Origin of the sequence: Gemella massiliensis, assembly GCF_900120125.1 — a bacterium.
In the GTDB taxonomy this organism is placed as follows: domain Bacteria; phylum Bacillota; class Bacilli; order Staphylococcales; family Gemellaceae; genus Gemella; species Gemella massiliensis.
This window is the reverse complement of record NZ_LT635546.1, coordinates 639,279-662,939: the sequence shown is the minus strand read 5'-3', so window position 1 is coordinate 662,939 and position 23,661 is coordinate 639,279. Positions and strand designations below refer to the sequence as shown.

Below are 23,661 nucleotides of genomic sequence, written 5' to 3'. Positions count from 1 at the left end.
AAGGAGTATATTGTAATGATAATTAAAACAGAAGAACAATTGCAAAAAATGAAAGAGATAGGTTTTATTTGTGCAACGATACGTGATGAAATGAAGAAAAAGGCAGTTCCGGGGGTAAACACCAAAGAACTGGATAATATTGCGAAAGAATTATTTGAAAAATATGGTGCAAAATCTGCTCCGATAACAGAATATGATTTTCCAGGGTATACTTGTATTTCTTTAAATCACCAAGCTGCACACGGTATTCCGTCAGCAACAAAAATTTTAAAAGATGGAGATTTATTAAATATAGACGTATCCGGATGTAAGGACGGATATTATGCTGACACCGGGGTTTCTTTTGTGGTTGGTAAAGTTGATGACAAGATGAAAGAAAAAGTCTGTGAGGTGGCTCAAGAGGCATTTTATGAAGGTATAAAACACGCTAAAGCAGGGGCAAAAATAAATCAAATCGGGAAAAATGTTCATAAAAAAATAAAAGAACATAAATTACAGGTTATAGAAAATTTAACCGGACATGGAATTGGAACATCTCTTCATCAAGAACCACAACATGTATTTAATTATTTTGATCCATGGGATAATTTGATTTTAAAAAACGGAATGTGCTTAGCTGTAGAACCATTTGTTTCAACAAAAGCACGTACAGTTGAAAACAGTGATAAAGATGATTGGGAGCTAATAACAACAGATAATTCGTATGTTGCACAATATGAACACACTATAGTTGTCAGAGAAAATCAGGAGCCATTAATACTAACCAAAATTGATTAATTATAGTAAAGAGTAGTTGTTATATCGTAAATTTTATTAATTTTGTAATTTATATGTTAGCTGTTTTATCATATATGAAATATAAAAATTTGACAAAAATAAAAAAATGTTTTAAGATACTACTTATTAAAAAAGTTATGGAGAGTAATAAATGTCAGAAAATTTAGTTATAGTCGAATCTCCTTCAAAGGCAAAAACGATAGAAAAATATCTAGGAAAAAAATATAAAGTAATTTCATCAAAAGGACATGTCAGAGATTTACCCAAAAGTAGAATGGGAGTTGAAGTATTAGACAATGGAAATGTTGAGGTTGACTATATTTCTATTCGTGGTAAAGGGGATGTTATAAAAAGTTTGAAAAAAGAAGCAAAAGGGAAAAAAGTATTCTTAGCTTCCGATCCCGATAGAGAAGGAGAAGCAATAGCGTGGCATATTGCATATATTTTGGGGTTAGATAATAATGAAGATAACAGAATAGTATTTAATGAAATAACAAAAGATGCAGTGAAAGAGGCAATAAAGCATCCGAGAAAAATCAATACAGATTTGGTTCAATCACAGCAAGCAAGACGTATTTTAGATAGATTGGTTGGATATAACATTTCTCCGGTTTTATGGAAAAAGGTAAAACCTAAACTGTCAGCCGGGAGAGTACAAAATGCGGCATTGAAATTAATTGTAGATAGAGAAGAAGAAATACTAAATTTCAAACCGGAAGAATATTGGTCAATGCCGATAGACTTCATAAAAGATAGAAAGATTCTTACTGCAAATTTTTATTCATATAAAGGTGAAAGAATAAAATTAGAAAATAAAAACATTGTTGATACTATAAAAAAAGCAATAAAAGGTGAAACTTTTAAAGTAGTTGATGTGACAAAATCTAAGAAAAATAGAAATTCTCCTAATATTTATATTACATCAACAATGCAACAAGATGCTTCAAGAAAATTAAATTTTAAAACCAGAAAAACAATGAGTGTTGCTCAAGAGTTGTATGAGGGTATTAATTTAAAAAAACTTGGTGGGGTAACGGGGCTTATCACATACATGAGAACCGATTCTACACGTGTATCAGATGAAGCGGTCGCAAGTGCGAATAATTTTATTTTAACCAATTACGGAAAAGAATATATTTTGGCTACCGCTAAATCAAAAAAAGCAAGTAAAAATGTTCAAGATGCACATGAAGGTATTAGACCTACAAATATAGATTATACGCCAGATATAATAAAAGATTACTTATCAAAGGATCAATATAAATTATATAAACTTATATGGGAACGTTTTATTGCAAGTAGAATGAGTGCAGCTGTCTATGAAATGAATGTTACAACATTTGAGAATAATAAAGTTGTTTATAAAGGCACACACTCTAATTTGATATTTAACGGTTTTTTAGCGGTATTAAAAGAAAAAGAAAAGGTAAAAGTTGCACCGAAGTTTGAAGTAGGGGAAAATGCTAAAATAAAAGAAATAAAAGAGGAACAACATTTTACTCAACCACCTGCACGCTATTCAGAAGCAAAACTTATTGCAACATTGGAAGAATTAGGTATAGGTAGACCCTCGACTTATGCAACAATAGTAGAAACTTTGCAAAAAAGATACTATGTAAAACTTCAAAATAAAGTTTTTACACCAACAGAACTGGGAATCATTGTCAGCAAGATAACAGAACAATATTTTCCGGATATTATTAATACACAATTTACCGCTAATTTGGAAAATCAACTTGATAATATAGCTGAAGGAAAAGTAACATGGAAAAAAACTATTTCGGATTTTTATTCAGGATTTAGTAAAGATGTTAAAAAAGCTGAACGTGAAATGGAAAAAATAGAAATTAAACAGGAATTTACAGGAGAAAACTGTCCTGATTGCGGGGCACCGCTAGTTTATAAATTAGGGAAATTCGGTAAATTTATAGCATGTTCCAACTTTCCGGAATGTAGATATACAGGAACTATACAGAAAAAAATTGGTGTAACCTGTCCGAAATGCCATAATCATGATATTTTGGAGAAAAAATCAAAAAAAGGGAAAGTATTTTACGGTTGTGAAGGTTTTCCGGGATGTGATTTTGTATCATGGGATAAACCTATTAATAGATTCTGCCCAAAATGTAATAACATTTTATATGAAAATAAAAAAGGTGTGACTTGTGCTAACTGTGATTATATAGAAGAAATAAAAAAATAAAAAAAGGTTGTATAATAATTAGTGTGGATAAGAAAAATCTATACTAATTATTTTTTACTTTTATAGAATATGAAATATGAAAAAGTAATAAAATCGGAAAAACTAAGAAGAAAAATTTTTGTAGTAGGTGTCATAGAATTTAACTTGTTATTTGGAAATTTGAATTTAAAACATATCTAATCTCTATCTAAGTAAGGTTTAAAGATTAGAATTTCTTTTTTTAAAATAATAGTTTTCTATTGTAAACTAAATATTATTTCTTTAATTTTTTAGAGATAGAAAAAATGAAATTTTCTGCAAATCACATATCATAAGATTCTTGTTACTTGTCGATAAATTTTACAGTAAAAATTAATTTATAACTATTTGATTTTAATTTTTCAGAAAATTTAAACGATTTTATAATAAAATAATCGTTATTTTTCAAAAATATTATTGACAAAAACTAATAAATGTATTAATGTATATATACAAGGTTTTAAAAAAAGATTATGGAGGAAATGGAATGCTTAAATTTTTAAAAAGAAACCCATATATTTCTATCGGACTTATGCTATTTGCATTATTTTTTGGAGCAGGAAATTTAATATTTCCGGCGTTTTTAGGTCAGAATTCAGGAGATCGCTTGCCTATTGCGATGATTGGGTTTATTATAATGGGAGTGGGATTACCTCTACTTGGGGTTTTAGTTATGGGTTATTCAGGTGCTCAAGATTTATTAGAATTATCTAGTAGAGCAGGGAAAACATTTGGTATATTATTTACTACGTTATTATATTTAACTATTGGACCATTTTTTGCAATTCCCAGAACAGGAACTACTACTTTTGAATTAGGTTTATCGAGTTTTATACCGGCAAACTATACAATATATGTACAGGCAATATTTTTAGCTTTGTTTATGGGGGCAACGTTAAGGCTTGCTATTAATCCTAATAAACTTGTTGACAGAATAGGTACAATGATTACACCGGTTTTATTATTATCTATGATTATTTTAATAATTGCATCACTAGTAAAACCAATGGGAAGTTATCAAGCTCCAACACAAACGTATGCAACAAATGGTTTGGCATTTACCAGCGGTTTAATGGAAGGATATAATACTATGGATGCTTTAGCTTCGCTGGTATTTGGAATTATTGTTATTAATGCCGTAAAATTATATGGAGCAAAAACAAAAGAAGAAGTGGCAAAAAATACTTTAAAATCTGCACTAATTGCTGCACTTTTATTAGCATTGGTATATATCTTTATTTCAAATATCGGTGCAACATCGGTATCGATCTTAGGTCTACAAAAAACAGGAGCAGGAGTTCTAACAGGTGCAACAACATATTACTTCGGTAATGTAGGAAAAGTATTATTGTTTATTATTGTACTGTTGGCTTGTTTAACAACAAGTGTAGGGCTGGTAACGGCGTGTTCAACATATTTCAATAAATTATATCCTAAAATTGACTACAAAGTATATGCAATAATACTAACAGTGTTTTCATTTGCAATTGGTAATTATGGTTTAGCGGCGATTATTAAAGGGGCAGTTCCAGTATTGGTATTATTGTATCCACTAACTATGGTATTGATTGCATTAGGATTCTTAAATAATCTATTCGGCGGGAAAAAAATTGTTTATGCAAGTACAGCATTATTGACAGGACTTTTCAGTTTATATACAACAGTAACTTCAACTATAGGGACTTCTGTACCGGTTATTGATAATTTTTTAGTGAAATTCTTACCAATTCAAGGTGTTTTTGCATGGATTAATTTTGCGATATTAGGATTTGTTTTAGGAATATTATTGAACTTAATAAAAAAAGAAAGTAAATAGTAAAAAAGATAATCTAAAGTTGAAATTGAATTTTAGATTATCTTTTATTGTTTTAATAACTTATTATAAAACAGATTGAAAAAACTACTTTAATGTTGTATAATGGCTATAGTTAAAAAATAAGGAGAAAAATAATTATGGCAGAAGCTATGCACACAAAGGCTTATTTAGAGCCACAGGAATTATACGAATACACTAGTAAAAAAGGAGTTATGAAAGCCAACGGTAGCCTAAAATATATGCTAAGTTTAGGGTTTTTAGGTGGAGCATTTATCTCGGTGGGATATTTAGCTTATCTTAGAATAGCCGGTTCTATACCCCATGAATGGGCGGGATTAGGTGTTTTATTAGGTGCTGCTGTTTTTCCAATTGGACTTATTTGTATTCTGGTTGGTGGTGGAGAATTGATTACCAGTAATATGATGGCGGTGACATTGGCATTTTTTAATAAAAAAGTAAGTTTAAAACTTTTTGTGAAAAATTTAATTATAATAACACTTGCTAATTTAGTAGGAGCAATCTTCGTTGCGTATTTTTTAGGACATGTTACCGGACTTACCGAAGGGGTAATTTTTGAAAAAACGTTAGTCACAGCAGAAGCAAAAATTAATTCAACATTTTGGCAAGGTATATTTTCAGGTGTTGGTTGTAACTGGTTAGTTGGAATGGGTGCATGGTTATCATTCTGTGCTAAAGATGTCAGTGGGAAAATACTTGGAACATGGTTTCCAATAATGACTTTCGTAGCTGTTGGGTTTCAGCACGTCGTTGCTAACATGTTTGTAATACCGGCTGCAATGTTTGGTGGTGCAAATATTACATTTGCACAGTTTGCCGAAAATATGGGAGTTATTTTCTTAGGGAATTTTCTAGGTGGAGCAATTTTAGTAGCAGGACTTTACACATTAGCATATAAGAAAAAAACAAATTAAAATTTTTAAAATAATAGACAAAGCTATAAAAATAAAGAAGGAAACTAGTTGTTTTAGTTTCCTTCTTTAATACTTTATTCTTCTACTTTAGTAACCCAACCGAAAGTATCTTCTACTTTTCCAAGCTGAATACCTGTTAATTGTTCATAAACTTTAGTAGTCCATTCACCGGCTTCAGTGGTTATCTCTAATTTTTTGGTACCGTCAAACAGTTCTCCAACGGGCGCAATAACTGCTGCTGTCCCAGATAAAAATACTTCTTCAAGTTTTCCGTTATCATATGCCTCATATACTTCTGTTAGTGCAAGTTTTCTTTCTTCAACAGTTTCACCTAAAGAACGTAATAATTTAATCACTGAATCACGAGTAATACCCGGTAAAATAGAACCATTTAGTTCAGGTGTAATAAATTTACCGTCAATTTTGAAAAAGATGTTCATCGCCCCACCTTCTTCAATGTATTTTTGCTCAACACCATCTAACCACAATGATTGAGAATATCCGAGTTTTTGTGCTTTTGCCTGCCCTTTTAATGAACCGGCATAGTTTCCTGCAGTTTTTGCAAAGCCGAAACCACCACGAACTGCACGAACATATTCATTTTCTACGAAGATTTTATTTGGTTGTAAGCCGGATTTAAAGTAACTTCCTGACGGCGACAGCATAATAATGAATTTTACTTTATTATTAGGGTGAACGCCTAACGCTTCTTCGGCACCAAACATAAGTGGTCTGATATAAAGAGATGTTCCTTCTGATTTAGGAATCCATTCTTTATCAATTTGCAATAATTTTTTTAAAGCGGCTAAGGCAAATTCTTCATCAAGTTTCGGTAGGGCGATACGATCGGCAGAATTATTAAGGCGTTTGAAGTTTTCTTCAGGTCTAAATAATACCGGTTCACCATTTGCAATATATGCTTTCATACCTTCGAAGATGCTTTGACCATAGTGTAAAGTATTTAGTGCAGGTGAGATAGCTAGCGGTCCATAGGGGACGATTTTAGGATTATGCCAACCACGTTTCGTGTCCCAATCCATTACAAACATATGGTCGGTAAAAACTTGCCCGAAGCCTAGTTTATCATCAGGTGTTTTTTCTTTTGGATGGCTAGTAAGATTTAATTCAATATCTTTTACTGTTAATTTGTTCATAAAATTACTCCTTCGTATGTTATATGTTTTAAAAAATAATAAATAATTACTTATTTTCTATCATTATAATACTAATGAAAAAATATTGCAATAGTTTTTTTAAATTTTCTGAATATTAAAAGTGGGTTGAGATTTTTTTAAGTATTAAATATAAAGTTGTATTCTAAACTAAAAATTTTACAAAAATTATTTTAGTATAGGATATTATTTGAATTTTAATTTTCTATGAAATGTGTTAAAATGAATAGTATAAAACATGGAGAGAGGTAAGAAATTATGGAAATAAAAAAGTCATTAGAAAATAAGTTTAATACATCACTTGCGAATTTAACAGGATCTCCGATAAGGGAGTTTGACAGATTTGCTTCAACAATAGACGGTATTATAAAATTGACGTTAGGGGAGCCGGATTTTAATACCGCAGAAGAAGTTAAAGAAGCTGCAAAAAATGCTTTAGATAATAATAGAACACATTATTCTGTAAATAACGGTATTGTAGAACTAAGAACTGCATGGGCAAAAAATTTAAAAAATAAATTCGGATTGAACTATTTACCTGATGAAGTTATTGTTACGATAGGGGCATCTGCAGCTATAGAACATACAATATCTGCGATAACTAATGAGGGAGATACTATTTTAATTGTAACGCCATATTTTTCTGCTTATGAAGGTGTAGGTATTTTAAATAAATGTAATATTAAATTCATAGATACTGTTGATAATGGATTTAAGCTGACACCGAAACAATTGGATAAAGTTTTATCAGAAAATCCTAATGCTAAAGCTTTATTAATTAACTATCCGAATAACCCAAGCGGTGTATCTTATACTAGAGATGAAGTTGAAGCTATAGCGGATGTTTTGAAAAAATATGATATTTTTGTAGTGAGTGATGAAATTTATGGAGATATAACATATGACTATAAACATACTTCATTAGCTACATTTATTCCGGAGCAAACGGTATTAATCAGTGGATTATCAAAATCACATGCTATGACAGGGTGGCGTGTAGGTTTTATTGCAGCGCCGGAGGCAATGATTAAAAAAATCGGTGTTTTCCATTTATTTACCGTATCAGGGGCAGCGACATTTATTCAAGATGCAGCAGTAGAGGCATTGGAAAATGAAGAGGTGGAAAAATATAATCAACACATGATAGAAACTTATCGTGAAAGAAAAGATTATATGGTTCCAAAACTTCGTGAATTAGGATTTGAAATTCCGGAAATAGAGGGTGCATTTTATATTTTTGCAAAAATCCCTGAACAATATAGTAGTTTAGGTGCAATGGATTTTTGTAAGTTGTTAGCGAAAGAAGCCAAAGTTGGTGTAATCCCGGGGACTGCATTCGGTTCGGCATATAATGATTATTTTAGAATAAGTTATGCAACAAGTATTGAAAATATAAAAGAAGCTGTAGAGAGAATAACAAAATTTATTAATAAATAGAAAGGTACAATTAATGAAAGGAAAATTCATAACGGTAGAGGGAACAGATGGTTCCGGGAAAACTACTTTTTTACAATTTATAACGAAATACTTAGTGAATAAAGGATATAAAGTTATCTTAACCAGGGAACCCGGTGGTACAGAGTTTAGTGAAAAAGTAAGAGAATTATTATTTGACAGTAATAATCGAATAGATGCTAAAACAGAAAGTTTGCTATTTTGTGCGAGTCGTCGTGATCATATTATAAATAAGATAATACCGTATATTGAAAAAGGGTATATAGTTATTTGTGACCGATTTGTAGATAGTTCCATTGCGTATCAATCTTACGGTCGAGGACTAGAAAAGAGCGATATAATAAATATAAATAAGTATACAACAGATGGTTTAGAACCGGATTTGACTATATATTTCAGTGTAGATGTAAAAATAGGTTTAAATCGAACAAAAAATAGAGATAATAATAATCGTATGGATTTGGAAGAATTTTCATTTTATGAACGAGTAAAACAAGGTTATGATGAACTTTCGTTAGAGTATAATAAAAGGATAAAAACTATAGACGCTAATAAGCCTTACAATATTGTAGAAAAAGAGGCGTTAGAAGTAGTAGAAGGATTTTTAAATGATGAAAATATTTAAAAAAGATGCTATTTCATTAAAATCAGTAGAAAATGCTTTAAAAAATAATAAACTATCCCATGCCTATCTTGTTATAGGCAAGGATAGTTTATATTCTGATAAATTCGTTATTCAGTTTGTTAAAGCAATTTTTTGTTTGAATAATAATGAAAAAAATTTTTATAGTTGTGAAAATTGTAGAAATTGTAGAAGTATCGATAATGGTAATTATATTGATTTTTATAAAATAAATAGTGAAGAATCTACAATAAAAAAAGAAGAAATTCAAAAACTAAAATCAGAATTAGCAATAAAATCTTTTTACGGTAAAAAAGTATATTGGATAAAAGATATTGAAAAAATGAGTCCGCAAGCCGCAAATAGTATTTTAAAATTTTTAGAAGAACCGGAAGAAAATATTATAGCAATACTTAGTTGCAAAAATCTTAGTGCAGTTTTACCAACTATTACATCACGTTGTCAGCATATTCGCCTTGTTGGATCTTGCGAACAGGAAAATAATAATTTTTCTGAGTTCGAAAATATATTAAATACGTTTATATTGAAGTATAAGAAAAATAGGCATTTAGCTAATCTATATATGTTAGAGAAATTTAAAACAAAAGATGAAATTTCTAACTTTTTTGATTTTTTATCAATTTTCATCAGTAATTTATATCCGCAGATGACGATAGAAGAAGATATAAAGAATATTGGCAAAATTCAAGAAAGTGTTTTGCAGGCAAAAGCCGACATAAGTTTAAATGTTTCAGCTATGTTGGTTTTAGAAAAATTCCTTTTTTCTCTGCTATTAAACAATCAAAAAATAGAATTATTATATAGAGGGTAGTATGGAAGAAAATTTAAGATTGGACAGTGTTTCAAAAAATTTTAAAATTTTTCAGAAAAAAGATTATTACAGTATGTCAACAGATTCATTTTTACTCCCTTATTTTTCCAACGTACCACTTAGCGAAAAGAAAAATATTATAGAACTTTGTAGTGGGAACGGTGGTATTTCCATTATTTTACGTGAACGAAGTAGAGCTTGTATAGAAATGTTGGAGATACAGAAGGATTTGGTTGAACTTACTAAGAAAAGTTTAGAATATAATAATTTAACAAATATTCATGTTCAAAACGGTGATATAAAAGAGGTGAAATCACTGTATAATCCATCATCATTTGATTATGTTTTATGCAATCCGCCATATTTTCCGGTTGAAATTATGCCGAAAAAACGTGAAAGATTTAATCATAATATTTCTCGCCATGAATTACTGTGTAATTTAGCAGATGTTGTTGCTGCTATTAAATATTTATTAAAGCAAAACGGGAAATTTAGTCTGGTTCATAGAACTTACAGAATTGCCGATATAATATCTGAATGTTCAAAAGTTGGGCTTTCTATTAAAAGGATAAGGTTTGTTTACAGTAAGAAATCCAGTGAAGGAAGTAAAATGGTTTTAGTAGAAGGTAGTATATCAGCTGTAAATGATATAAAAGTGGAGCAGCCTTTATATATTTATAACGAAGATGGGACGTATACTAACGAGATGAAGAAGGTGTATGGTATTGACTAAAAGTTTTATGTATGTTGTAAAATGTTCTGATGATACATTGTATGTCGGGTATACCACGAATATACTAAGAAGATTAGAAGTACATAATGCAAAAAAAGGTGCAAAATACACAAAATCTAGGGTACCGGTTATACTGAAATATTATGAAGAATTTTTGACAAAAAGTGAAGCGATAAAAAGAGAATATGCTTTTAAACAATTAAAAAAAGAAAATAAATTAGCATATATTCAAGAAAATTTAACACAAGAAAAGAAAAATTATATAAAAGAAATTAATGCTAAACTAAAGGAGAAAAATAATGCTGTATTTAGTACCAACACCAATAGGAAACCTTGAAGATATAACTTTAAGAGCATTAAAGGTATTGAAAGAAGTGGATATTATAGCTTGTGAAGATACTAGAAATACGCAAAAGCTATTAACTCATTATAAAATATTAAGTAAAAAATTAATTAGTTATCGTGAACATAATGAAGATAAAATGAGTGAGAAAATAGTTGAATATCTTAAAGATAAAAAAAGTGTTGCATTAGTTACTGATGCAGGAATGCCCTGTATTTCAGATCCGGGGTATATACTGGTAAAAAAAGTTAGAGAATTAGACTTAAAGGTTGTAGCACTCCCCGGTGCTAATGCAGGACTTACAGCATTAATATCCAGTGGATTAGAGTCTTACAATTATACTTTTTATGGTTTTTTACCACGAAAAAACAAAGAATTAAAAGAAAAATTAAATTCTATTTTAAAAAGCAGAACAACAGGAATAGTATATGAATCTCCTCACAGAATAATTAATTTGATAGAAACTATAGTTGCTCTTGATGAATTAAGAGAAATTTCAATAGTAAGAGAATTAACTAAAGTGTTTGAACAAATAGAAACAAAATCGGCAAAAGAAATCCTTATTATGCTTAAAAATAGTGAAATAAAAACTAAAGGAGAGTTTGTTATAATAATATCTCCAAACAAAAAAGAAGAATTAAAAGAAATTAATTTAGAAAATTTAGTAGATATTATTTATAATAAAGTAAAAAATGGAGAAAAAAAATCTGAAGCGATAAAAAATACTGCAAAAGAATTTAATATAAATAAAAAAGAGGTGTATAACTTATACCATGAAAAATATGATTAGCCTTTTTATAATTAATATTCTTATAATTTTAACGTTAGTGGCTTCTTATTATAATAGTTATTTTTACATTGTTCTTTCAATTTTAATAATAATTAATATAGTGGTAATTTATTTAAAAACTACTGAACTTGATAAAAATGAACAAAAGAAAAAAATTATGCTCCACAAAGTAAAAAATTCATTATCAGTCATATTGGGGTATTCAGAAGCGCATAATGATAATCTTATAACAAAAAAAGAATTGGATGAAAAAATAAATGATGAGATAGAAAATATAGTAACAATAATAAAAGATGAAATTTATAAGTAGAAACTCATGAATTTCATCTTTTTATATTATTTTTTAATAGTATGGCGTTTTCTCCATGTTTTAGAAGAAAACAGTACAATTAACGGTATAAGTTCAAGCCTTCCTAAAAGCATTGAAATTGATAAAACAATTTTAGTAAAATATGGTACAGAAGAAAAATTATTTAACGGACCGTAGTTATTAAATGCAGGTCCGGCATTACTTATAGTGGTTACTACTAAAGAAACAGCATCCTGAAAATCGTTTATTTGAATACTGGTAATTAGTAATAAGAATACAAAAATAAAACTATAAAGTAATAAATAGTTTGCTAATGGGTTAGTGTCCTTTATTATTTTTCCGTCAATTTTAATTGAAATTATTTTTTTAGGACTTAATGCTTTGCTGATTGAGTTTTTTGCATTTTTAACAAAAAATATAAAACGAGGAATTTTTATTCCGCCGGCAGTTCCACCGGCGCATCCGCCGACAATCATTAAAAGTAATATAATCATTTTAGAAAATGTTGGCCATATATCAAAGTTATTATAGGTAAAACCGGTTGTGGATACTACCGATGATACGGTGAAAAATACATCTAATAAACTATGATATGGTGTATCATATGAACGATAAATATCTAAGAATATAATAATAGATGTTAATGCTACCAATCCTAAGAACCAAAGTAATTCTTCACTCTTTAATGCTTTAAAAAATTTTTTAAAGATTACGAAGTAGATAATATTTAAATTCATAGAAAAAATAAGCATAAAAATAGCTACGACGATGGTAACATATGTGCTGTTATAATAAGCAATTCCGGAATTTTTTATACTAAAGCCCCCGGTACCAGCAGTAGAGAATGCGATATTTAAACTATCAAATACTCCAACATTTCCAATTAACAACAAAACAAACAAAATAACTGTTAAAGCTATGTAAATACTGTACAAATAGATTGCGGTTTGTTTTATTGATGAAACTACTTTACCGAAGTATGGTCCGGGAATTTCCGCTTTTGCTATGTGAATGTTATGCGGAGAACGTGGTAAAATAGCAAGAGCAAAAACTATAACCCCCATACCTCCGATAAAGTGGGTAAAACTTCTCCATAATAAAATACTTTTATCTAATTTTTCAATATCAGGTAAAATAGTAGAACCGGTAGTTGTAAAACCACTGACCGTTTCAAATAAACTATCTATATAATTTGGAATTTCACCTGAAAAATAGAAAGGTAATGCTCCGAATAGTGAAAAAATAATCCAAGTAAGAGTAACTATAACAAAACCTTCACGATTATAAAAATCTCTATCTCTTTCTCCATCGGTAAAGTAATCAATAACAAAGTAAAAAATATAACAAAGTACCGCAACTGCCAAAAAAGATAGCAGGGTACTTTGACGTTCTTTATAAATAAGAGAAACAAAAATTGGAAGCATAAGTAATGCTGATAGTAACTTAAACATTTTTCCTACTACATGGAAAATCATTTTATAATTCATTATTTTCTCCTCCCTTATTTAATTAAAATATCATCAATATGCTCAATTTTCTGTTTATAGCAAATGACAATAACGTTATCATTTAATTTGATTTCATCTTCACCATTAGGGAATATTTGTTTATTATTTCTTACAATAAAGGGAATTAAGATGTTATTATTAAGTTTTAAATCTTTTAGTTTTGTCCCAATAACTTTTAAATTACTGTCACTAATTTTAAATTCAATAAGTTCAACTTGATTATTTGCAATTCGATAAAAATTTTCTATATCAGAACTCTTACTGCATTGTAAAGATTTACTATATTTTGAAATTACATTTCCAATTATTTCTTTTGGCGTTATATAAGAATATTGTCCAATATCTTCGGCGATTTGTTTAAGAGAAGCTCTGTTGACTTTAGCGATTGATTTTTTTATTCCCAGTTTATCTGCATAAAGATTAATAATAATATTTTCTTCATCAAGACCGGTTAGAGAAATGCAACTATCAAAAGTTTGAATACCTTCTTCTACCAGAGTATCACGATCACTACCGTCAGCCCAAATAACATCAACATTTGGATAAGTTTCACTAAGTGAAATAGCTTTTTCTTTATTAATTTCTATTACTTTTGTGTAAAAGTTGGCTTTTTCTAAAAATTTAATAAGATAGTAGGCGATTTTTCCACCGCCGATAATAAGAGCGGAAGATAATTTATTATCAATATTTTCTTTATTACCAAGAAGTTTATAGAATTTTTTTAAATTTTTATTATCTGCTGTAATATGGACTTTATCTCCGACTTCAAAAATATAATCACCACGTGGCACAAAGACCAATCCTTTTCTTTCTACTAAACAAACTAATGAAGGGAAAGTAATAATTTCTTTACTATCTATAAGAGAAACACCATTTAGAAGACTGTTCTCATTGATAACAACTTCTAATATGTTGAATTTATTACAAGAAAAACTTTCAACCTTTGTTGCGGAAGGATATTTTAACATATTATAAATTTGTTTAGCAGCTTCATATTCAGGATTAACAACAAGGTCAATTCCGAGAGAAGATTTTAAAAATTCTTTCGTTTTGGAGTATTCCGGATTTCTTATTCTGGCAATAGTGTACTTTGCACCCATTTGTTTAGCAGTAATGCAAGAAATAATATTTATTTCATCACTGGCTGTAACAGAAATAAACATATCTGCCATGTTTGTTCCTGCTTCTTGAAGTATATCATAATTAGCACCGTTACCAAGTAAACCTTGGATATCATATGCTTCAACTAATTTTTCTACTCTTTTCTCATTTGTATCTATGAGAGTAACTTCTTTAAAAGTGTCAGAAAAGTCGGCACACAGAAGCTCACCAACTTTTCCGCCACCAACAATAATAGCTTTCACAAATAAAACTCCTTTTTCTTTTATAACAATATTATAAATATATTATAAAAGAAAGTCAATTTAGGACAGTTTTTATTGTAAATATTTTTAATTATAAAATTATTTTGAAAATAGGACAAATTTCTAAATAAGTTATTTTAAACAATATGAATTAAGTTATATCTTAATTTGAGAATTTGTGGTATAATTATAAAAAGGAAATTTTATCGCTTTTTCATATAGTTGATAATTTTAAATTATTAAAGGAGGAGTAAAGTGGGAAAAATTTCTAAACAAGATATAGATTATATTTTTGAGAATATAGATATAGTGAATTTGGTTAGCGAGTACATAAAATTAGAAAAACGTGGGCAAAATTATATAGGTTTATGCCCATTTCATAATGAAAAAACACCTTCTTTTACGGTATCTCCCGATAAGCAGATTGCTCACTGTTTCGGTTGTGGTAAGGGTGGAAATATTTTTCAATTTTTATCGCTTATTGAAAATATTACATATAACCAAGCAATAGTTAAATTAGGAACAAGATTAGGACTAAATTTAGAGTCAAATGAATCAAAAGATATAAGTTATAATTTAACGGACGATTTGGATATAATGTATTATGGACATTTGCTACTTGCGGATTATTATAATTATATTCTTTTAAATACCAAAGAAGCGGAAGATGCTCTAAATTACTTAATAAATAGGGGATTAACTTTGGAAACAGTAAAGTATTTTAATCTAGGATATGCCCCAAAAAGTAATAATATAGCATTAAATTTTTTTACTTCTAATAATTTATCATTAGATATAATGGTGGAAGCGGGATTGCTTGGAAAAAACGAAAGTAATAATTATTATGATGTTTTCAGAGATAGGATAATGTTTCCTATAAAAAATAATCAAAATCAAGTGGTTGCCTTTTCCGGAAGAACCATGTCAGAAGATAAAGAAATAGCTAAGTATTATAACACTCAAGAAACAAAAATATTTGAAAAACGAACAGTTCTTTATAATTTTTCCGACGCCAGACCTTTTATAGCAAAAGACAAAGAAATACTACTTTGTGAAGGATATATGGACGTAATTAAAGCACATCAAGGTGGCATAAAAAATGCTGTTGCTCTAATGGGAACAAATCTCGACAATAATAAATTGGCAGAGATACTGACGTTAGTTGATAAAATAACACTTAGCCTTGATAATGATTCAGCAGGAAGTAAAGCACAAATAGAATTGGGAAACAGGATAATAGAAAAAACGGATAATATTTTTAAATTAAAATTTTCCGGTGCAAAAGATTTGGATGAATTTTTAACACAAAAAAATAAAAATAATAAAGATTTTGATGCCCAAACTTATTTTAAAAATAATAAAGAACATTTTATCACCTTTAAAGTTGACTATTGTGAGGCAGAATCAAAAACAAATATTGAACAAAAGATAAACTATAAAAATGAAATACTGAAAAATATTTCTTATATAGAAGATGAATCATTAAAATATATACTTTTAAACTATTTAGCAAAAAAATTCGGCATAGAACGTCAAATTCTTGTTAAAGAGTTGCATCAGACTAGAACAACAAGAAAAAAAGAAGTATTTAGACAGTGGCAGCTACCACAAGACAAGTCACAAATATTTAATAATATAAATTATGATAAGAAAATGTGTAAGTTATTTAAATATTTTTTTAAAAGTCGAATTCTTTTTATAGAAAACTACGAACAGCTAGAAGACTGTGAATTTAAACATCATTCATTCGAAAAATTATTAGATTATTTAATAATTTATTATAATAATAATTTTGAGTTTTATATTCATAAATTTATTCATAGCATTGATGATGAAGATACGATTCAGTTAGCAACGTATATTGATGAAACAGATTTTTTAATAGAGGAAAATCCAAATAATGAAGTGGTTAATGATTATATAAATCATTTTAAAAAGCGTGAAGTTAATATTGATGAATTGAAGGAATTATTAAAAATAGCTATCCAAGAAATGGATATGGAAACACAAAAAAGATTATTGGAACAGTTAAAAAAATACAAAAAATAAGGAGAAGGGCATGGCTAAAAAGATAAAAGATTTTGAAACCATAAAAAAAGAGTTTATAGAAAAAGGTAAAAAGCAAGGTGAACTTGCACAAGAAGAAATAGTAGATGCTTTGTCAAAATTGGATATTTCTTCTGATGTAATAGATGATTTTTACGAAGAATTAAATCGTGAGGATATTATTTTAATAAATGTAAATCACCAAGATGCTGAGGAAGAGGAAATAGATTTAGAAGATTTATCTGTTCCAGCCGGGATAAGAACAAATGATCCTGTTAGAATGTATTTAAAAGAAATAGGGAAAGTACCGTTATTATCAAAAGAAAAAGAATTGGAATTATCTAAAATTATAGAAAGTGGAACTGAAGACGAAAAAGAACAAGCAAAAAAAGATTTAGCTGAGGCAAACTTACGTTTAGTGGTAAGTATAGCAAAACGATATGTAGGGCGAGGAATGTTGTTTTTAGATTTAATCCAAGAGGGAAATATGGGTTTAATCAAAGCGGTAGAAAAATTTGATTATTCAAAAGGATTTAAGTTTAGTACATATGCAACTTGGTGGATTAGACAAGCAATTACACGTGCAATAGCTGACCAAGCGAGAACGATTCGTATCCCGGTGCATATGGTGGAAACAATCAATCGTTTAATTAGAGTACAAAGACAATTACTTCAAGATTTAGGACGTGAGCCTAAACCTGAAGAAATAGCAAAAAAAATGAATATGACACCGGAAAAAGTTAGAGAAATTTTAAAAATTGCTCAAGAACCTGTATCATTAGAAACACCTATTGGAGAAGAAGATGATTCTCACTTAGGAGATTTTATTGAAGATAAGGAGGCACAATCTCCAGTAGAACATGCAGCAAATGAATTGTTAAAAGAACAGCTTGAAGAAATTTTGGAAACATTAACAGATAGAGAAGAAAATGTTCTTAAACTTCGTTTCGGTTTAAAAGATGGAAAAACTCATACGTTAGAAGAAGTGGGCAGTGCCTTTGGTGTAACTCGAGAGCGTATCCGTCAAATCGAGGCAAAAGCAATAAGAAAATTAAAACATCCATCTAAATTAAATAAGTTAAAAGGTTTTATGGAATAACCTTTTTAAACGTTGGTATAATAAGGTTTAGATGGTTAGATTTTTTGTTAGTGGGCAAAAAGTGGGCAAGTCCAAAATAACTTTTAAAAAACATAAAAAAATAATAAAAAAATTAAGGTAGTGTAAAAACTACCTTTTTTAAAATTCTATATTTCTGAAAATCTCTAATTCTTTTTGTTTTGCTTTTTTAGTTTTGTGAATATATACCTTTCTTGTTATTTCTGTTCCTTTATGACCTAATCTTGCTGAAATTAATTCTATAGGAATGTTAGCATCTAGACACAATGAAGCGTGAGTGTGTCTAGTCATATGAAATGTAAATTTATATGAATGAATATTTTTTCTAGTCCATTGACTTATGCTACTATATGAATTATAATCACCATTACTCTTAGGGAATAGTAGATATTTATTTATATATCTACTATTCATGCTAGCCTTTATTGCATTAACTTTAATTCTATTTTTTATAATATCCTGACATTTTTTATTTAACGATATAATTCTATTTGATTCGTAAGTTTTCGGAGCGTAGATATTCCCAAATTGATCTAGTGTTTTATTTACTCTAAGTCTACCATCTTCAAGAATATCTTCTTCAGTAAGAGCTAATGCTTCACCTATTCTTAATCCAGAATTGAATAAAAAATCAATTAAATCATGGTAATATTGATTATCTTTAATCTCCTCTAATATTTTTTTAACTTGATCTAGTTCAAAATATTTTCCATCATAACTAACTTTATGTTCTTTTGTTTCTAATTTATCTAACCAGGTTATATCTCGCAAGTAATCTAACTTGTACATTTCCCTTAATACACGTTTATAGAATTTCAAATAAATATTATATGTGTTGTTAGTTTTAGCTATTTTTTTTATCAAATCATCAAGATATGTAGCATTCACATTTAATAACGGTATATCAAAATTTGTTTTTTGAGTTTTTGTAATTCTACTTCGATATAATTTATAAGTACTAAATTTCAAGTCATCTTTTTCTTTTTCTAAATATATTTCTAACGCTTTAAAAAACGATATTCTTAAATCAACGTAACTTTCTTCTTTTAATCTTTTTCGTTTTAATATTTCAGTAGCTAATTTTTTATTTTTAACATCTAACGTGATACTGATTGTTTTAATCTTACCAGTAACATCTTTTATTCTTTCCCTATACATATAAGTTCCGTTTTTTCTTTCTTCTATCCACATAGAAATACACACCCTTTCTTGATTTGAGTAGATGCGTATGATATACTTATAGTGTAGTTTGGTGATATATCATACACATACACATTCTTTCGAGATATTGCAGTATCTAATTTTTTCCTTACTCTTGCAGGAGTAGGGAATTTTTATTTTGTGTTGCAAATAGCAATGCTTTTATATTCTTATTTGTGCTCCATTTCGGAAGTTTGTTACAATATTAGTAGCTTGGTATGGTGCTATATTGTTGTAAATAAGGAAGTTTCGTAATCTATTAAATAAAGCTGCATTGCTTATTTTTACTTCTTCTTGTATCGCTTGATAGCTATAACCATTTATTATTAGGTCTATTATAGTTTCGTCTGGCAAATATAGAATTGAGGCTACTATGTTTGCTTCATCTTCGAACGGTTGTAATTCTTTTGGGTATTCTCCTGCTATCATTTCACTATTAAGTGACATGAATGTTCTATTAAATTTCCCTTGTAAATGACAGTGGACGTGACTTAATTCATGTAATATAGTAAATATTATCCTTTCTATGTATCCTGAAGATTGATTTATCATTATTACGTATTTGTCTTTTTTTGGTATGATCATACCCGAACACTTTTTAATAAATTCCATATCGACTCCTTGGACTATGTTTGTGTTTAGCAAGTGCCCGAAGTAGTCGTTTATTTGTGGTTGTATTCCAAATTCTGGATATTCTACATCAAATAGAACAAATTTTATGTTGTACTTCTTCCTAAAGTGATTTATTATATGTTTGTATGTGATTAGTTTCGGAGGAAGTCCGATTTCTCTCAGTATTTCGTACGCTTTTTGTCGATATTGTAAGTATCTCTCTTGGCTTACGATGTTGTATTCATATTTCTTCATTAATCTCCTTTCCAATTATCTTCGTCGCTTAGTAAGACCTCTGCGACTGAGAATAATTTGTCTAGTGATTTGTTGAATTTTTCTTTTTGAGAATCATTCATGCCGTCTGTTTGTTTCCTGAACATTGCGACTAACTGTTGTTCGTACTCATCTTCTTGCGGTTTTTCTCTGCCTAGTAGGTAATCTACTGATACGTTGAAATAATCAGCGACGGCTTCCAATCCTTTAGAATTAGGTGAAGCTTTTCCCCAACGAGCGATAGTTCCATTAGATAGACCTATTTCTCTTTCTAATTCAGCAAAACTCATATTTTTTCTATTTGCTAATTGTTTAATTATATGCACTGTACTCAAGGTTTTCACATCCTTTTTTAGCAATAAAATTAAAATAATTAAGTTTAAACCTAAAAAATATGTTGACAAATAAGTTTAAATCTATTATAATAAAATTAAGCTAGTTATTTAGCTAATAAACAAAATTAAATAAAATAACGTCGGGAAACGTTTGTAACACTAATAATATAGATTTATTTATTGGTTTATTTAACTATGCTTAAATTTTAGCATAAAACTTAATGTTTTGTCAACAATTTCAGTTAAAACTTTAATTAAAAACTTAATGGAGGTGATAATATGTCGGAAGAGTTTTACAGGGAAGTGAAATATAAGTTAGAACTTAAAAAGAAAACGATCACATGGCTTGCTGATATGGTTGGTATTTCTGTCCCGTATGTAATTGATATTCTAAAAGGGAAAAGAACTCCTAAAGAAAGAATTGAAAAAATTGAATACATTTTAAGAGTTGAGGGAATAATTTAGAAAGGAGGAGTGAGGGGTATGAAAAATCTACTACTAATTATAAGCAGTGTGTTTATTGCAAAAAAATTAATAGACCACGCAAATGAGCGTAAGTCTATTAAGGTTGACTCTAATCTTCTTGGTGCAACCATTTATGGTACTCTTCAAGCAGACCTAAAGTAATTTTTATCGATATACCGCCAACTTGATTTCCTAAACGGGTTCTATCGTCTTCTTGATTTCTAAAAACTTCGACACTTTTATCGGCTTCGTTGGCGATTTTAGAAATTTTATCAGGTGTTAGATTGTTAAGAAAATTATTGAAATTTTTATCCATTATAATTACCTCCTATATTACTTGGCGAATGAGCCTGTATGGTAATTATAGCATATAAACAACGTGTAACTAGGAATTTATATTAAAAAACTCCCTTATTGCTCAAGGGAAGAAAGGAGAAAAAAATATGATAGCTTTTATTAAAAATTACAAAATAGAACAAAAAGAATACCCTGTATCTAAAGATTTAAAAACATCTAAAGCTACTCTAACTTTAGATATAGAGGTGATTGAACATGGAAAACAAATAACTCCCGAGGTTTTAATAGATATATTAAATAACACTCAAGAGTTTTATAAAACTAATTATTTAAATGATAAGTAATTAGATATTAAATTAGAAGCTACTTGAAAAGCAATTTGAGTAAAAGCAGAAATAGATTTTACTTTTAAATCGTTAGCGACTTTTTTAGAAGTAGACCAAACTTTATCAGAACGGATAGTGTCTAAAAATTGATGCCCATCCCAAGTAATATAATTTAGTGCATAGATATATACTTGATTTGAAGCATATCGAATAGTGACATCAATATAATCTGCTTCTTCTAATCGTTTTAGATGATAAGTTAGTTCGTCAAAAGTATAATCGAATTTATCAATAAATTCATCTAATTCTTTTTGAGATAAAGAACTATTATTTTCTTTGTCTTCTGCTGTTAGAAGTAGATTTCTAATTAATTCATAATTTAACTTCATTATAATTCACCTCCTTTGAGGTAATTATATCATAAATTAGTGAAAGGAGGAGTGGGAATGGAGATTAAAACGGAAACTATTGTAAATGTAAATAATGAACTTGTAGATGTTAAATACACAGAAGTTAATACTCATGATAAATTTTCTCTTAAAGAAGAAGAACCGATTAGAAATGAGATTATTAATGTTTTAGCTAAGCATAATCTTCCATATTGGAAAGCTAGAAAAGTTTTAGAAAGAACTACAGATTTTCTAGTTAAAGAATCTGTAGTTCAAGAGATTAAATAAGGAGTGATGGTAATGGAAAGAGAAGAAATTTTAAATACGATTAATAGAATATCAAGTCAATATCCTACAGAAATGAAACCAGATTTAGTAGATGGAATAAAAGAAAAAATAGCACCCTTGACAAATGAAATTGTATCTTTATTTGAAAAAAAAGAATTAACATTTGAAGAGTGCTACGCGGTATTAAACTTTACATATGATGTTCTTAAATATAAATCACAGAAAGTTAATCTTTAAAGTCTACTGAAATAATTTCAAAATTATGAAAGCATTTTATAAAGCGGTAAAAGAACAATTAGAAAATAAAGGGATGACAATTTACAGGTTGTCGAAAGAAACAGGTATTTTTGAACAAACATTACACTCTATGCTTAATGGTAACACATCTAGCCCTAAGTTAGATAACGCTGTTAAGATAGCTAAGGTACTGGATATCGATTTAAATAAATTAAAGGAGGTGAAAATATGATAGAGACTAAATGGCTAAATGCAGAACGAGCAGCGAAAATATTTCCCAACATAGGGACAACTAAATTTAACAAATATAAAGATGAGTTTATAAAACTGTGGGAAGCGGGATATTATCCAAGAGAAAGTTATTTAAGTGAATGTAAAGGGATAGAGATAAAAGCTTTCGTACATTACCTATCATGGAGAGATTATTTTCAAGACACAAATTTAATAAAAGAAGTAGAACTATTTAAAGGAGTTTGGCAATGAAACTACACAGAGGAACTAACAACGCTGTATATTTGTCAATTACAACGACTAGCGCGTTCGCATTGATGGCAAGCAATATAGAATGGGGGACTATTTTAGCAGTATCTCTATTCACTGCAATGGCATGGGCGTATATCTTTGATAAAAGAATTGATAATTTTTTCCCGGAGAGTGACGTTGAATAATGAATACTTATGAATTACACGATAAATTAATCGAACTTCAATCGCTGCAATGTGAAGTCGACGCCCATGTTGAAATATGGCGAAGGGAAAATATAACTACAGCTTTACACGAAGAGTTTCACGAATGGTATAACACGCTTGAATTATTCAAAGATTGGAAAAAGAATAGAGGAAAATCTAAAGAAGTACAATTAGAGGAATTAGCCGATTGCTTAGCATTTGCTTTATCGTTGTTAAATGATGATAAGCGAAATTTAAGCCTAATGAGATGTATTTTTATCACAAAAAGAATGGAGAATAATTCTCATCAAAAAGGAATGTTAAATGAGATAAGCAAAGGTTATTTGTTCGCTAAAAGAGTAATAAATACAGTATTTGTTCAAGAAAGCGAAATGGCAATTGAGTTAATTTTAGATATAGCAATGTTATATTATTCGCTTGAAGATCTATTTGAAGCGTACGAGCGAAAATCAAAAATAAATATCCAAAGACAGAAAGAGAATTATTAAAAACAGCCCTCTGAGAAAGGACTG

The 23,661-nt window shown here is 29.1% G+C and carries 28 protein-coding genes and 1 pseudogene; 21 read left to right on the top strand and 8 right to left on the bottom strand.

Annotated elements, in window-relative coordinates; translation table 11 throughout:
• Positions 1-15 precede the first annotated feature (15 nt).
• From map to BQ7358_RS08210, 4 genes are all read left to right on the top strand, one after another.
• Entirely contained in the window at positions 16-777 is a 762-nt protein-coding gene (map, locus tag BQ7358_RS08225) for a type I methionyl aminopeptidase (RefSeq protein WP_072520489.1), read from the top strand.
• A gap of 151 nt (positions 778-928) precedes the next feature.
• Entirely contained in the window at positions 929-2,980 is a 2,052-nt protein-coding gene (gene topA / locus BQ7358_RS08220; protein ID WP_062173186.1) for a type I DNA topoisomerase, read from the top strand.
• 505 nt (positions 2,981-3,485) lie between these two features.
• Positions 3,486-4,814, top strand: a complete 1,329-nt coding sequence (brnQ, locus tag BQ7358_RS08215; RefSeq protein ID WP_072520488.1) for a branched-chain amino acid transport system II carrier protein — start codon at positions 3,486-3,488, stop codon at positions 4,812-4,814.
• A gap of 137 nt (positions 4,815-4,951) precedes the next feature.
• A complete protein-coding gene (locus tag BQ7358_RS08210; protein WP_062173188.1) occupies positions 4,952-5,746 on the top strand; it encodes a formate/nitrite transporter family protein in 795 nt (264 codons plus the stop codon).
• A 74-nt stretch (positions 5,747-5,820) separates the two neighbouring features.
• Here the strand turns inward: BQ7358_RS08210 and BQ7358_RS08205 are convergent, their stop codons facing one another.
• Positions 5,821-6,900, bottom strand: coding sequence for a branched-chain amino acid aminotransferase (locus BQ7358_RS08205; RefSeq protein ID WP_062173189.1), 1,080 nt, complete (start codon positions 6,898-6,900; stop codon positions 5,821-5,823).
• Positions 6,901-7,176: 276 nt separating this feature from the next.
• Here BQ7358_RS08205 and BQ7358_RS08200 point away from each other — a divergent pair, with 276 nt between their 5' ends.
• From BQ7358_RS08200 to BQ7358_RS08170, 7 genes and pseudogenes are all read left to right on the top strand, one after another.
• Complete coding sequence (locus tag BQ7358_RS08200) at positions 7,177-8,355, top strand: aminotransferase class I/II-fold pyridoxal phosphate-dependent enzyme (protein WP_072520487.1); 1,179 nt, start codon at positions 7,177-7,179, stop codon at positions 8,353-8,355.
• 13 nt (positions 8,356-8,368) lie between these two features.
• The gene (tmk, locus tag BQ7358_RS08195) at positions 8,369-8,998 is read left to right on the top strand and encodes a dTMP kinase (RefSeq protein WP_062173191.1); all 630 of its coding nucleotides are present in this window, start codon (positions 8,369-8,371) and stop codon (positions 8,996-8,998) included.
• Positions 8,985-9,827, top strand: coding sequence for a DNA polymerase III subunit delta' (locus BQ7358_RS08190; protein ID WP_072520486.1), 843 nt, complete (start codon positions 8,985-8,987; stop codon positions 9,825-9,827). Before tmk ends, BQ7358_RS08190 begins: the two co-directional genes overlap by 14 nt.
• A 1-nt stretch (position 9,828) precedes the next feature.
• Positions 9,829-10,560 (top strand): tRNA1(Val) (adenine(37)-N6)-methyltransferase, encoded by a 732-nt coding sequence (locus BQ7358_RS08185; protein ID WP_062173192.1) that lies wholly within the window; start codon positions 9,829-9,831, stop codon positions 10,558-10,560.
• Positions 10,553-10,795 (top strand): annotated as a pseudogene (locus tag BQ7358_RS08180) (GIY-YIG nuclease family protein); the annotation flags it as partial. The gene BQ7358_RS08185 and the pseudogene BQ7358_RS08180, both read left to right, overlap by 8 nt.
• A 64-nt stretch (positions 10,796-10,859) precedes the next feature.
• The gene (gene rsmI, locus BQ7358_RS08175) at positions 10,860-11,693 is read left to right on the top strand and encodes a 16S rRNA (cytidine(1402)-2'-O)-methyltransferase (protein ID WP_062173193.1); all 834 of its coding nucleotides are present in this window, start codon (positions 10,860-10,862) and stop codon (positions 11,691-11,693) included.
• A complete protein-coding gene (locus BQ7358_RS08170) occupies positions 11,677-12,003 on the top strand; it encodes a hypothetical protein (protein ID WP_062173194.1) in 327 nt (108 codons plus the stop codon). The genes rsmI and BQ7358_RS08170 overlap by 17 nt, the downstream gene beginning before the upstream one ends.
• 26 nt (positions 12,004-12,029) lie before the next feature.
• Here BQ7358_RS08170 and BQ7358_RS08165 read toward each other — a convergent pair whose 3' ends face one another.
• On the bottom strand, positions 12,030-13,490 hold the full coding sequence (locus tag BQ7358_RS08165) for a TrkH family potassium uptake protein (RefSeq protein WP_062173195.1): 1,461 nt from the start codon (positions 13,488-13,490) through the stop codon (positions 12,030-12,032).
• 14 nt (positions 13,491-13,504) lie between these two features.
• Positions 13,505-14,875 carry a Trk system potassium transporter TrkA gene (gene trkA, locus BQ7358_RS08160; protein ID WP_062173196.1) on the bottom strand — a complete coding sequence of 457 codons (1,371 nt, stop codon included), beginning with the start codon at positions 14,873-14,875 and terminating at the stop codon, positions 13,505-13,507.
• Positions 14,876-15,130: 255 nt separating this feature from the next.
• Here trkA and dnaG point away from each other — a divergent pair, with 255 nt between their 5' ends.
• Positions 15,131-16,924: a DNA primase gene (gene dnaG / locus BQ7358_RS08155; RefSeq protein WP_062173197.1), complete on the top strand. Its 1,794-nt coding sequence runs from the start codon at positions 15,131-15,133 to the stop codon at positions 16,922-16,924.
• 10 nt (positions 16,925-16,934) lie between these two features.
• Positions 16,935-18,020 carry an RNA polymerase sigma factor RpoD gene (gene rpoD, locus BQ7358_RS08150; RefSeq protein WP_062173198.1) on the top strand — a complete coding sequence of 362 codons (1,086 nt, stop codon included), beginning with the start codon at positions 16,935-16,937 and terminating at the stop codon, positions 18,018-18,020.
• 138 nt (positions 18,021-18,158) lie between these two features.
• Here the strand turns inward: rpoD and BQ7358_RS08145 are convergent, their stop codons facing one another.
• From BQ7358_RS08145 to BQ7358_RS08135, 3 genes are all read right to left on the bottom strand, one after another.
• Positions 18,159-19,229 (bottom strand): site-specific integrase, encoded by a 1,071-nt coding sequence (locus tag BQ7358_RS08145; protein WP_072520484.1) that lies wholly within the window; start codon positions 19,227-19,229, stop codon positions 18,159-18,161.
• A 171-nt stretch (positions 19,230-19,400) separates the two neighbouring features.
• Positions 19,401-19,850, bottom strand: a complete 450-nt coding sequence (locus tag BQ7358_RS08705) for an ImmA/IrrE family metallo-endopeptidase (protein WP_159428396.1) — start codon at positions 19,848-19,850, stop codon at positions 19,401-19,403.
• Positions 19,851-20,104: 254 nt separating this feature from the next.
• A complete protein-coding gene (locus BQ7358_RS08135) occupies positions 20,105-20,449 on the bottom strand; it encodes a helix-turn-helix domain-containing protein (RefSeq protein WP_234971581.1) in 345 nt (114 codons plus the stop codon).
• 288 nt (positions 20,450-20,737) lie between these two features.
• Between BQ7358_RS08135 and BQ7358_RS08130 the strand changes: the two genes are divergently transcribed.
• Positions 20,738-20,923: a helix-turn-helix domain-containing protein gene (locus tag BQ7358_RS08130; RefSeq protein ID WP_072520481.1), complete on the top strand. Its 186-nt coding sequence runs from the start codon at positions 20,738-20,740 to the stop codon at positions 20,921-20,923.
• A 109-nt stretch (positions 20,924-21,032) separates the two neighbouring features.
• Here the strand turns inward: BQ7358_RS08130 and BQ7358_RS08125 are convergent, their stop codons facing one another.
• On the bottom strand, positions 21,033-21,239 hold the full coding sequence (locus BQ7358_RS08125; protein WP_072520480.1) for a hypothetical protein: 207 nt from the start codon (positions 21,237-21,239) through the stop codon (positions 21,033-21,035).
• Between the two features lie 127 nt (positions 21,240-21,366).
• On the opposite strand from BQ7358_RS08125, the gene BQ7358_RS08120 reads away from it, so the two are divergent.
• Entirely contained in the window at positions 21,367-21,564 is a 198-nt protein-coding gene (locus BQ7358_RS08120; RefSeq protein WP_072520479.1) for a hypothetical protein, read from the top strand.
• On the opposite strand, the gene BQ7358_RS08115 is transcribed toward BQ7358_RS08120, so the two are convergent.
• The gene (locus BQ7358_RS08115) at positions 21,546-21,935 is read right to left on the bottom strand and encodes a DUF2513 domain-containing protein (RefSeq protein WP_072520478.1); all 390 of its coding nucleotides are present in this window, start codon (positions 21,933-21,935) and stop codon (positions 21,546-21,548) included. The genes BQ7358_RS08120 and BQ7358_RS08115 overlap by 19 nt on opposite strands.
• 57 nt (positions 21,936-21,992) lie before the next feature.
• Here BQ7358_RS08115 and BQ7358_RS08110 point away from each other — a divergent pair, with 57 nt between their 5' ends.
• The 6 genes from BQ7358_RS08110 to BQ7358_RS08085 are packed head-to-tail and all read left to right on the top strand — an operon-like array spanning position 21,993 to position 23,637.
• Entirely contained in the window at positions 21,993-22,223 is a 231-nt protein-coding gene (locus BQ7358_RS08110) for a hypothetical protein (RefSeq protein ID WP_072520477.1), read from the top strand.
• A 12-nt stretch (positions 22,224-22,235) separates the two neighbouring features.
• Positions 22,236-22,460: a hypothetical protein gene (locus BQ7358_RS08105; RefSeq protein ID WP_072520476.1), complete on the top strand. Its 225-nt coding sequence runs from the start codon at positions 22,236-22,238 to the stop codon at positions 22,458-22,460.
• A 25-nt stretch (positions 22,461-22,485) separates the two neighbouring features.
• Positions 22,486-22,692 carry a helix-turn-helix domain-containing protein gene (locus BQ7358_RS08100; protein ID WP_072520475.1) on the top strand — a complete coding sequence of 69 codons (207 nt, stop codon included), beginning with the start codon at positions 22,486-22,488 and terminating at the stop codon, positions 22,690-22,692.
• On the top strand, positions 22,689-22,943 hold the full coding sequence (locus BQ7358_RS08095) for a hypothetical protein (protein ID WP_072520474.1): 255 nt from the start codon (positions 22,689-22,691) through the stop codon (positions 22,941-22,943). Before BQ7358_RS08100 ends, BQ7358_RS08095 begins: the two co-directional genes overlap by 4 nt.
• Positions 22,940-23,128: a hypothetical protein gene (locus BQ7358_RS08090; RefSeq protein WP_040461274.1), complete on the top strand. Its 189-nt coding sequence runs from the start codon at positions 22,940-22,942 to the stop codon at positions 23,126-23,128. The genes BQ7358_RS08095 and BQ7358_RS08090 overlap by 4 nt, the downstream gene beginning before the upstream one ends.
• Positions 23,128-23,637 carry a dUTP diphosphatase gene (locus tag BQ7358_RS08085; protein ID WP_062173833.1) on the top strand — a complete coding sequence of 170 codons (510 nt, stop codon included), beginning with the start codon at positions 23,128-23,130 and terminating at the stop codon, positions 23,635-23,637. The genes BQ7358_RS08090 and BQ7358_RS08085 overlap by 1 nt, the downstream gene beginning before the upstream one ends.
• The last annotated feature ends 24 nt before the right edge of the window (positions 23,638-23,661 follow it).

Excerpts from the sequence above, each read along its gene's own strand:
- BQ7358_RS08165 (WP_062173195.1), bottom strand. The coding sequence starts at position 13,490 with ATGAATTATAAAATGATTTTCCATGTAGTAGGAAAAATGTTTAAGTTA.
- tmk (WP_062173191.1), top strand. The coding sequence starts at position 8,369 with ATGAAAGGAAAATTCATAACGGTAGAGGGAACAGATGGTTCCGGGAAA.
- BQ7358_RS08190 (WP_072520486.1), top strand. The coding sequence starts at position 8,985 with ATGAAAATATTTAAAAAAGATGCTATTTCATTAAAATCAGTAGAAAAT.
- BQ7358_RS08115 (WP_072520478.1), bottom strand. The coding sequence starts at position 21,935 with ATGAAGTTAAATTATGAATTAATTAGAAATCTACTTCTAACAGCAGAA.
- BQ7358_RS08705 (WP_159428396.1), bottom strand. The coding sequence starts at position 19,850 with ATGGAATTTATTAAAAAGTGTTCGGGTATGATCATACCAAAAAAAGAC.
- rpoD (WP_062173198.1), top strand. The coding sequence starts at position 16,935 with ATGGCTAAAAAGATAAAAGATTTTGAAACCATAAAAAAAGAGTTTATA.
- BQ7358_RS08095 (WP_072520474.1), top strand. The coding sequence starts at position 22,689 with ATGATAGAGACTAAATGGCTAAATGCAGAACGAGCAGCGAAAATATTT.
- BQ7358_RS08185 (WP_062173192.1), top strand. The coding sequence starts at position 9,829 with ATGGAAGAAAATTTAAGATTGGACAGTGTTTCAAAAAATTTTAAAATT.
- BQ7358_RS08210 (WP_062173188.1), top strand. The coding sequence starts at position 4,952 with ATGGCAGAAGCTATGCACACAAAGGCTTATTTAGAGCCACAGGAATTA.
- BQ7358_RS08105 (WP_072520476.1), top strand. The coding sequence starts at position 22,236 with ATGGAAAGAGAAGAAATTTTAAATACGATTAATAGAATATCAAGTCAA.
- BQ7358_RS08125 (WP_072520480.1), bottom strand. The coding sequence starts at position 21,239 with ATGGATAAAAATTTCAATAATTTTCTTAACAATCTAACACCTGATAAA.
- BQ7358_RS08120 (WP_072520479.1), top strand. The coding sequence starts at position 21,367 with ATGATAGCTTTTATTAAAAATTACAAAATAGAACAAAAAGAATACCCT.
- map (WP_072520489.1), top strand. The coding sequence starts at position 16 with ATGATAATTAAAACAGAAGAACAATTGCAAAAAATGAAAGAGATAGGT.
- BQ7358_RS08170 (WP_062173194.1), top strand. The coding sequence starts at position 11,677 with ATGAAAAATATGATTAGCCTTTTTATAATTAATATTCTTATAATTTTA.
- BQ7358_RS08110 (WP_072520477.1), top strand. The coding sequence starts at position 21,993 with ATGGAGATTAAAACGGAAACTATTGTAAATGTAAATAATGAACTTGTA.
- BQ7358_RS08085 (WP_062173833.1), top strand. The coding sequence starts at position 23,128 with ATGAATACTTATGAATTACACGATAAATTAATCGAACTTCAATCGCTG.
- BQ7358_RS08100 (WP_072520475.1), top strand. The coding sequence starts at position 22,486 with ATGAAAGCATTTTATAAAGCGGTAAAAGAACAATTAGAAAATAAAGGG.
- BQ7358_RS08145 (WP_072520484.1), bottom strand. The coding sequence starts at position 19,229 with ATGTGGATAGAAGAAAGAAAAAACGGAACTTATATGTATAGGGAAAGA.
- topA (WP_062173186.1), top strand. The coding sequence starts at position 929 with ATGTCAGAAAATTTAGTTATAGTCGAATCTCCTTCAAAGGCAAAAACG.
- rsmI (WP_062173193.1), top strand. The coding sequence starts at position 10,860 with ATGCTGTATTTAGTACCAACACCAATAGGAAACCTTGAAGATATAACT.
- BQ7358_RS08205 (WP_062173189.1), bottom strand. The coding sequence starts at position 6,900 with ATGAACAAATTAACAGTAAAAGATATTGAATTAAATCTTACTAGCCAT.
- BQ7358_RS08130 (WP_072520481.1), top strand. The coding sequence starts at position 20,738 with ATGTCGGAAGAGTTTTACAGGGAAGTGAAATATAAGTTAGAACTTAAA.
- brnQ (WP_072520488.1), top strand. The coding sequence starts at position 3,486 with ATGCTTAAATTTTTAAAAAGAAACCCATATATTTCTATCGGACTTATG.
- BQ7358_RS08090 (WP_040461274.1), top strand. The coding sequence starts at position 22,940 with ATGAAACTACACAGAGGAACTAACAACGCTGTATATTTGTCAATTACA.
- BQ7358_RS08200 (WP_072520487.1), top strand. The coding sequence starts at position 7,177 with ATGGAAATAAAAAAGTCATTAGAAAATAAGTTTAATACATCACTTGCG.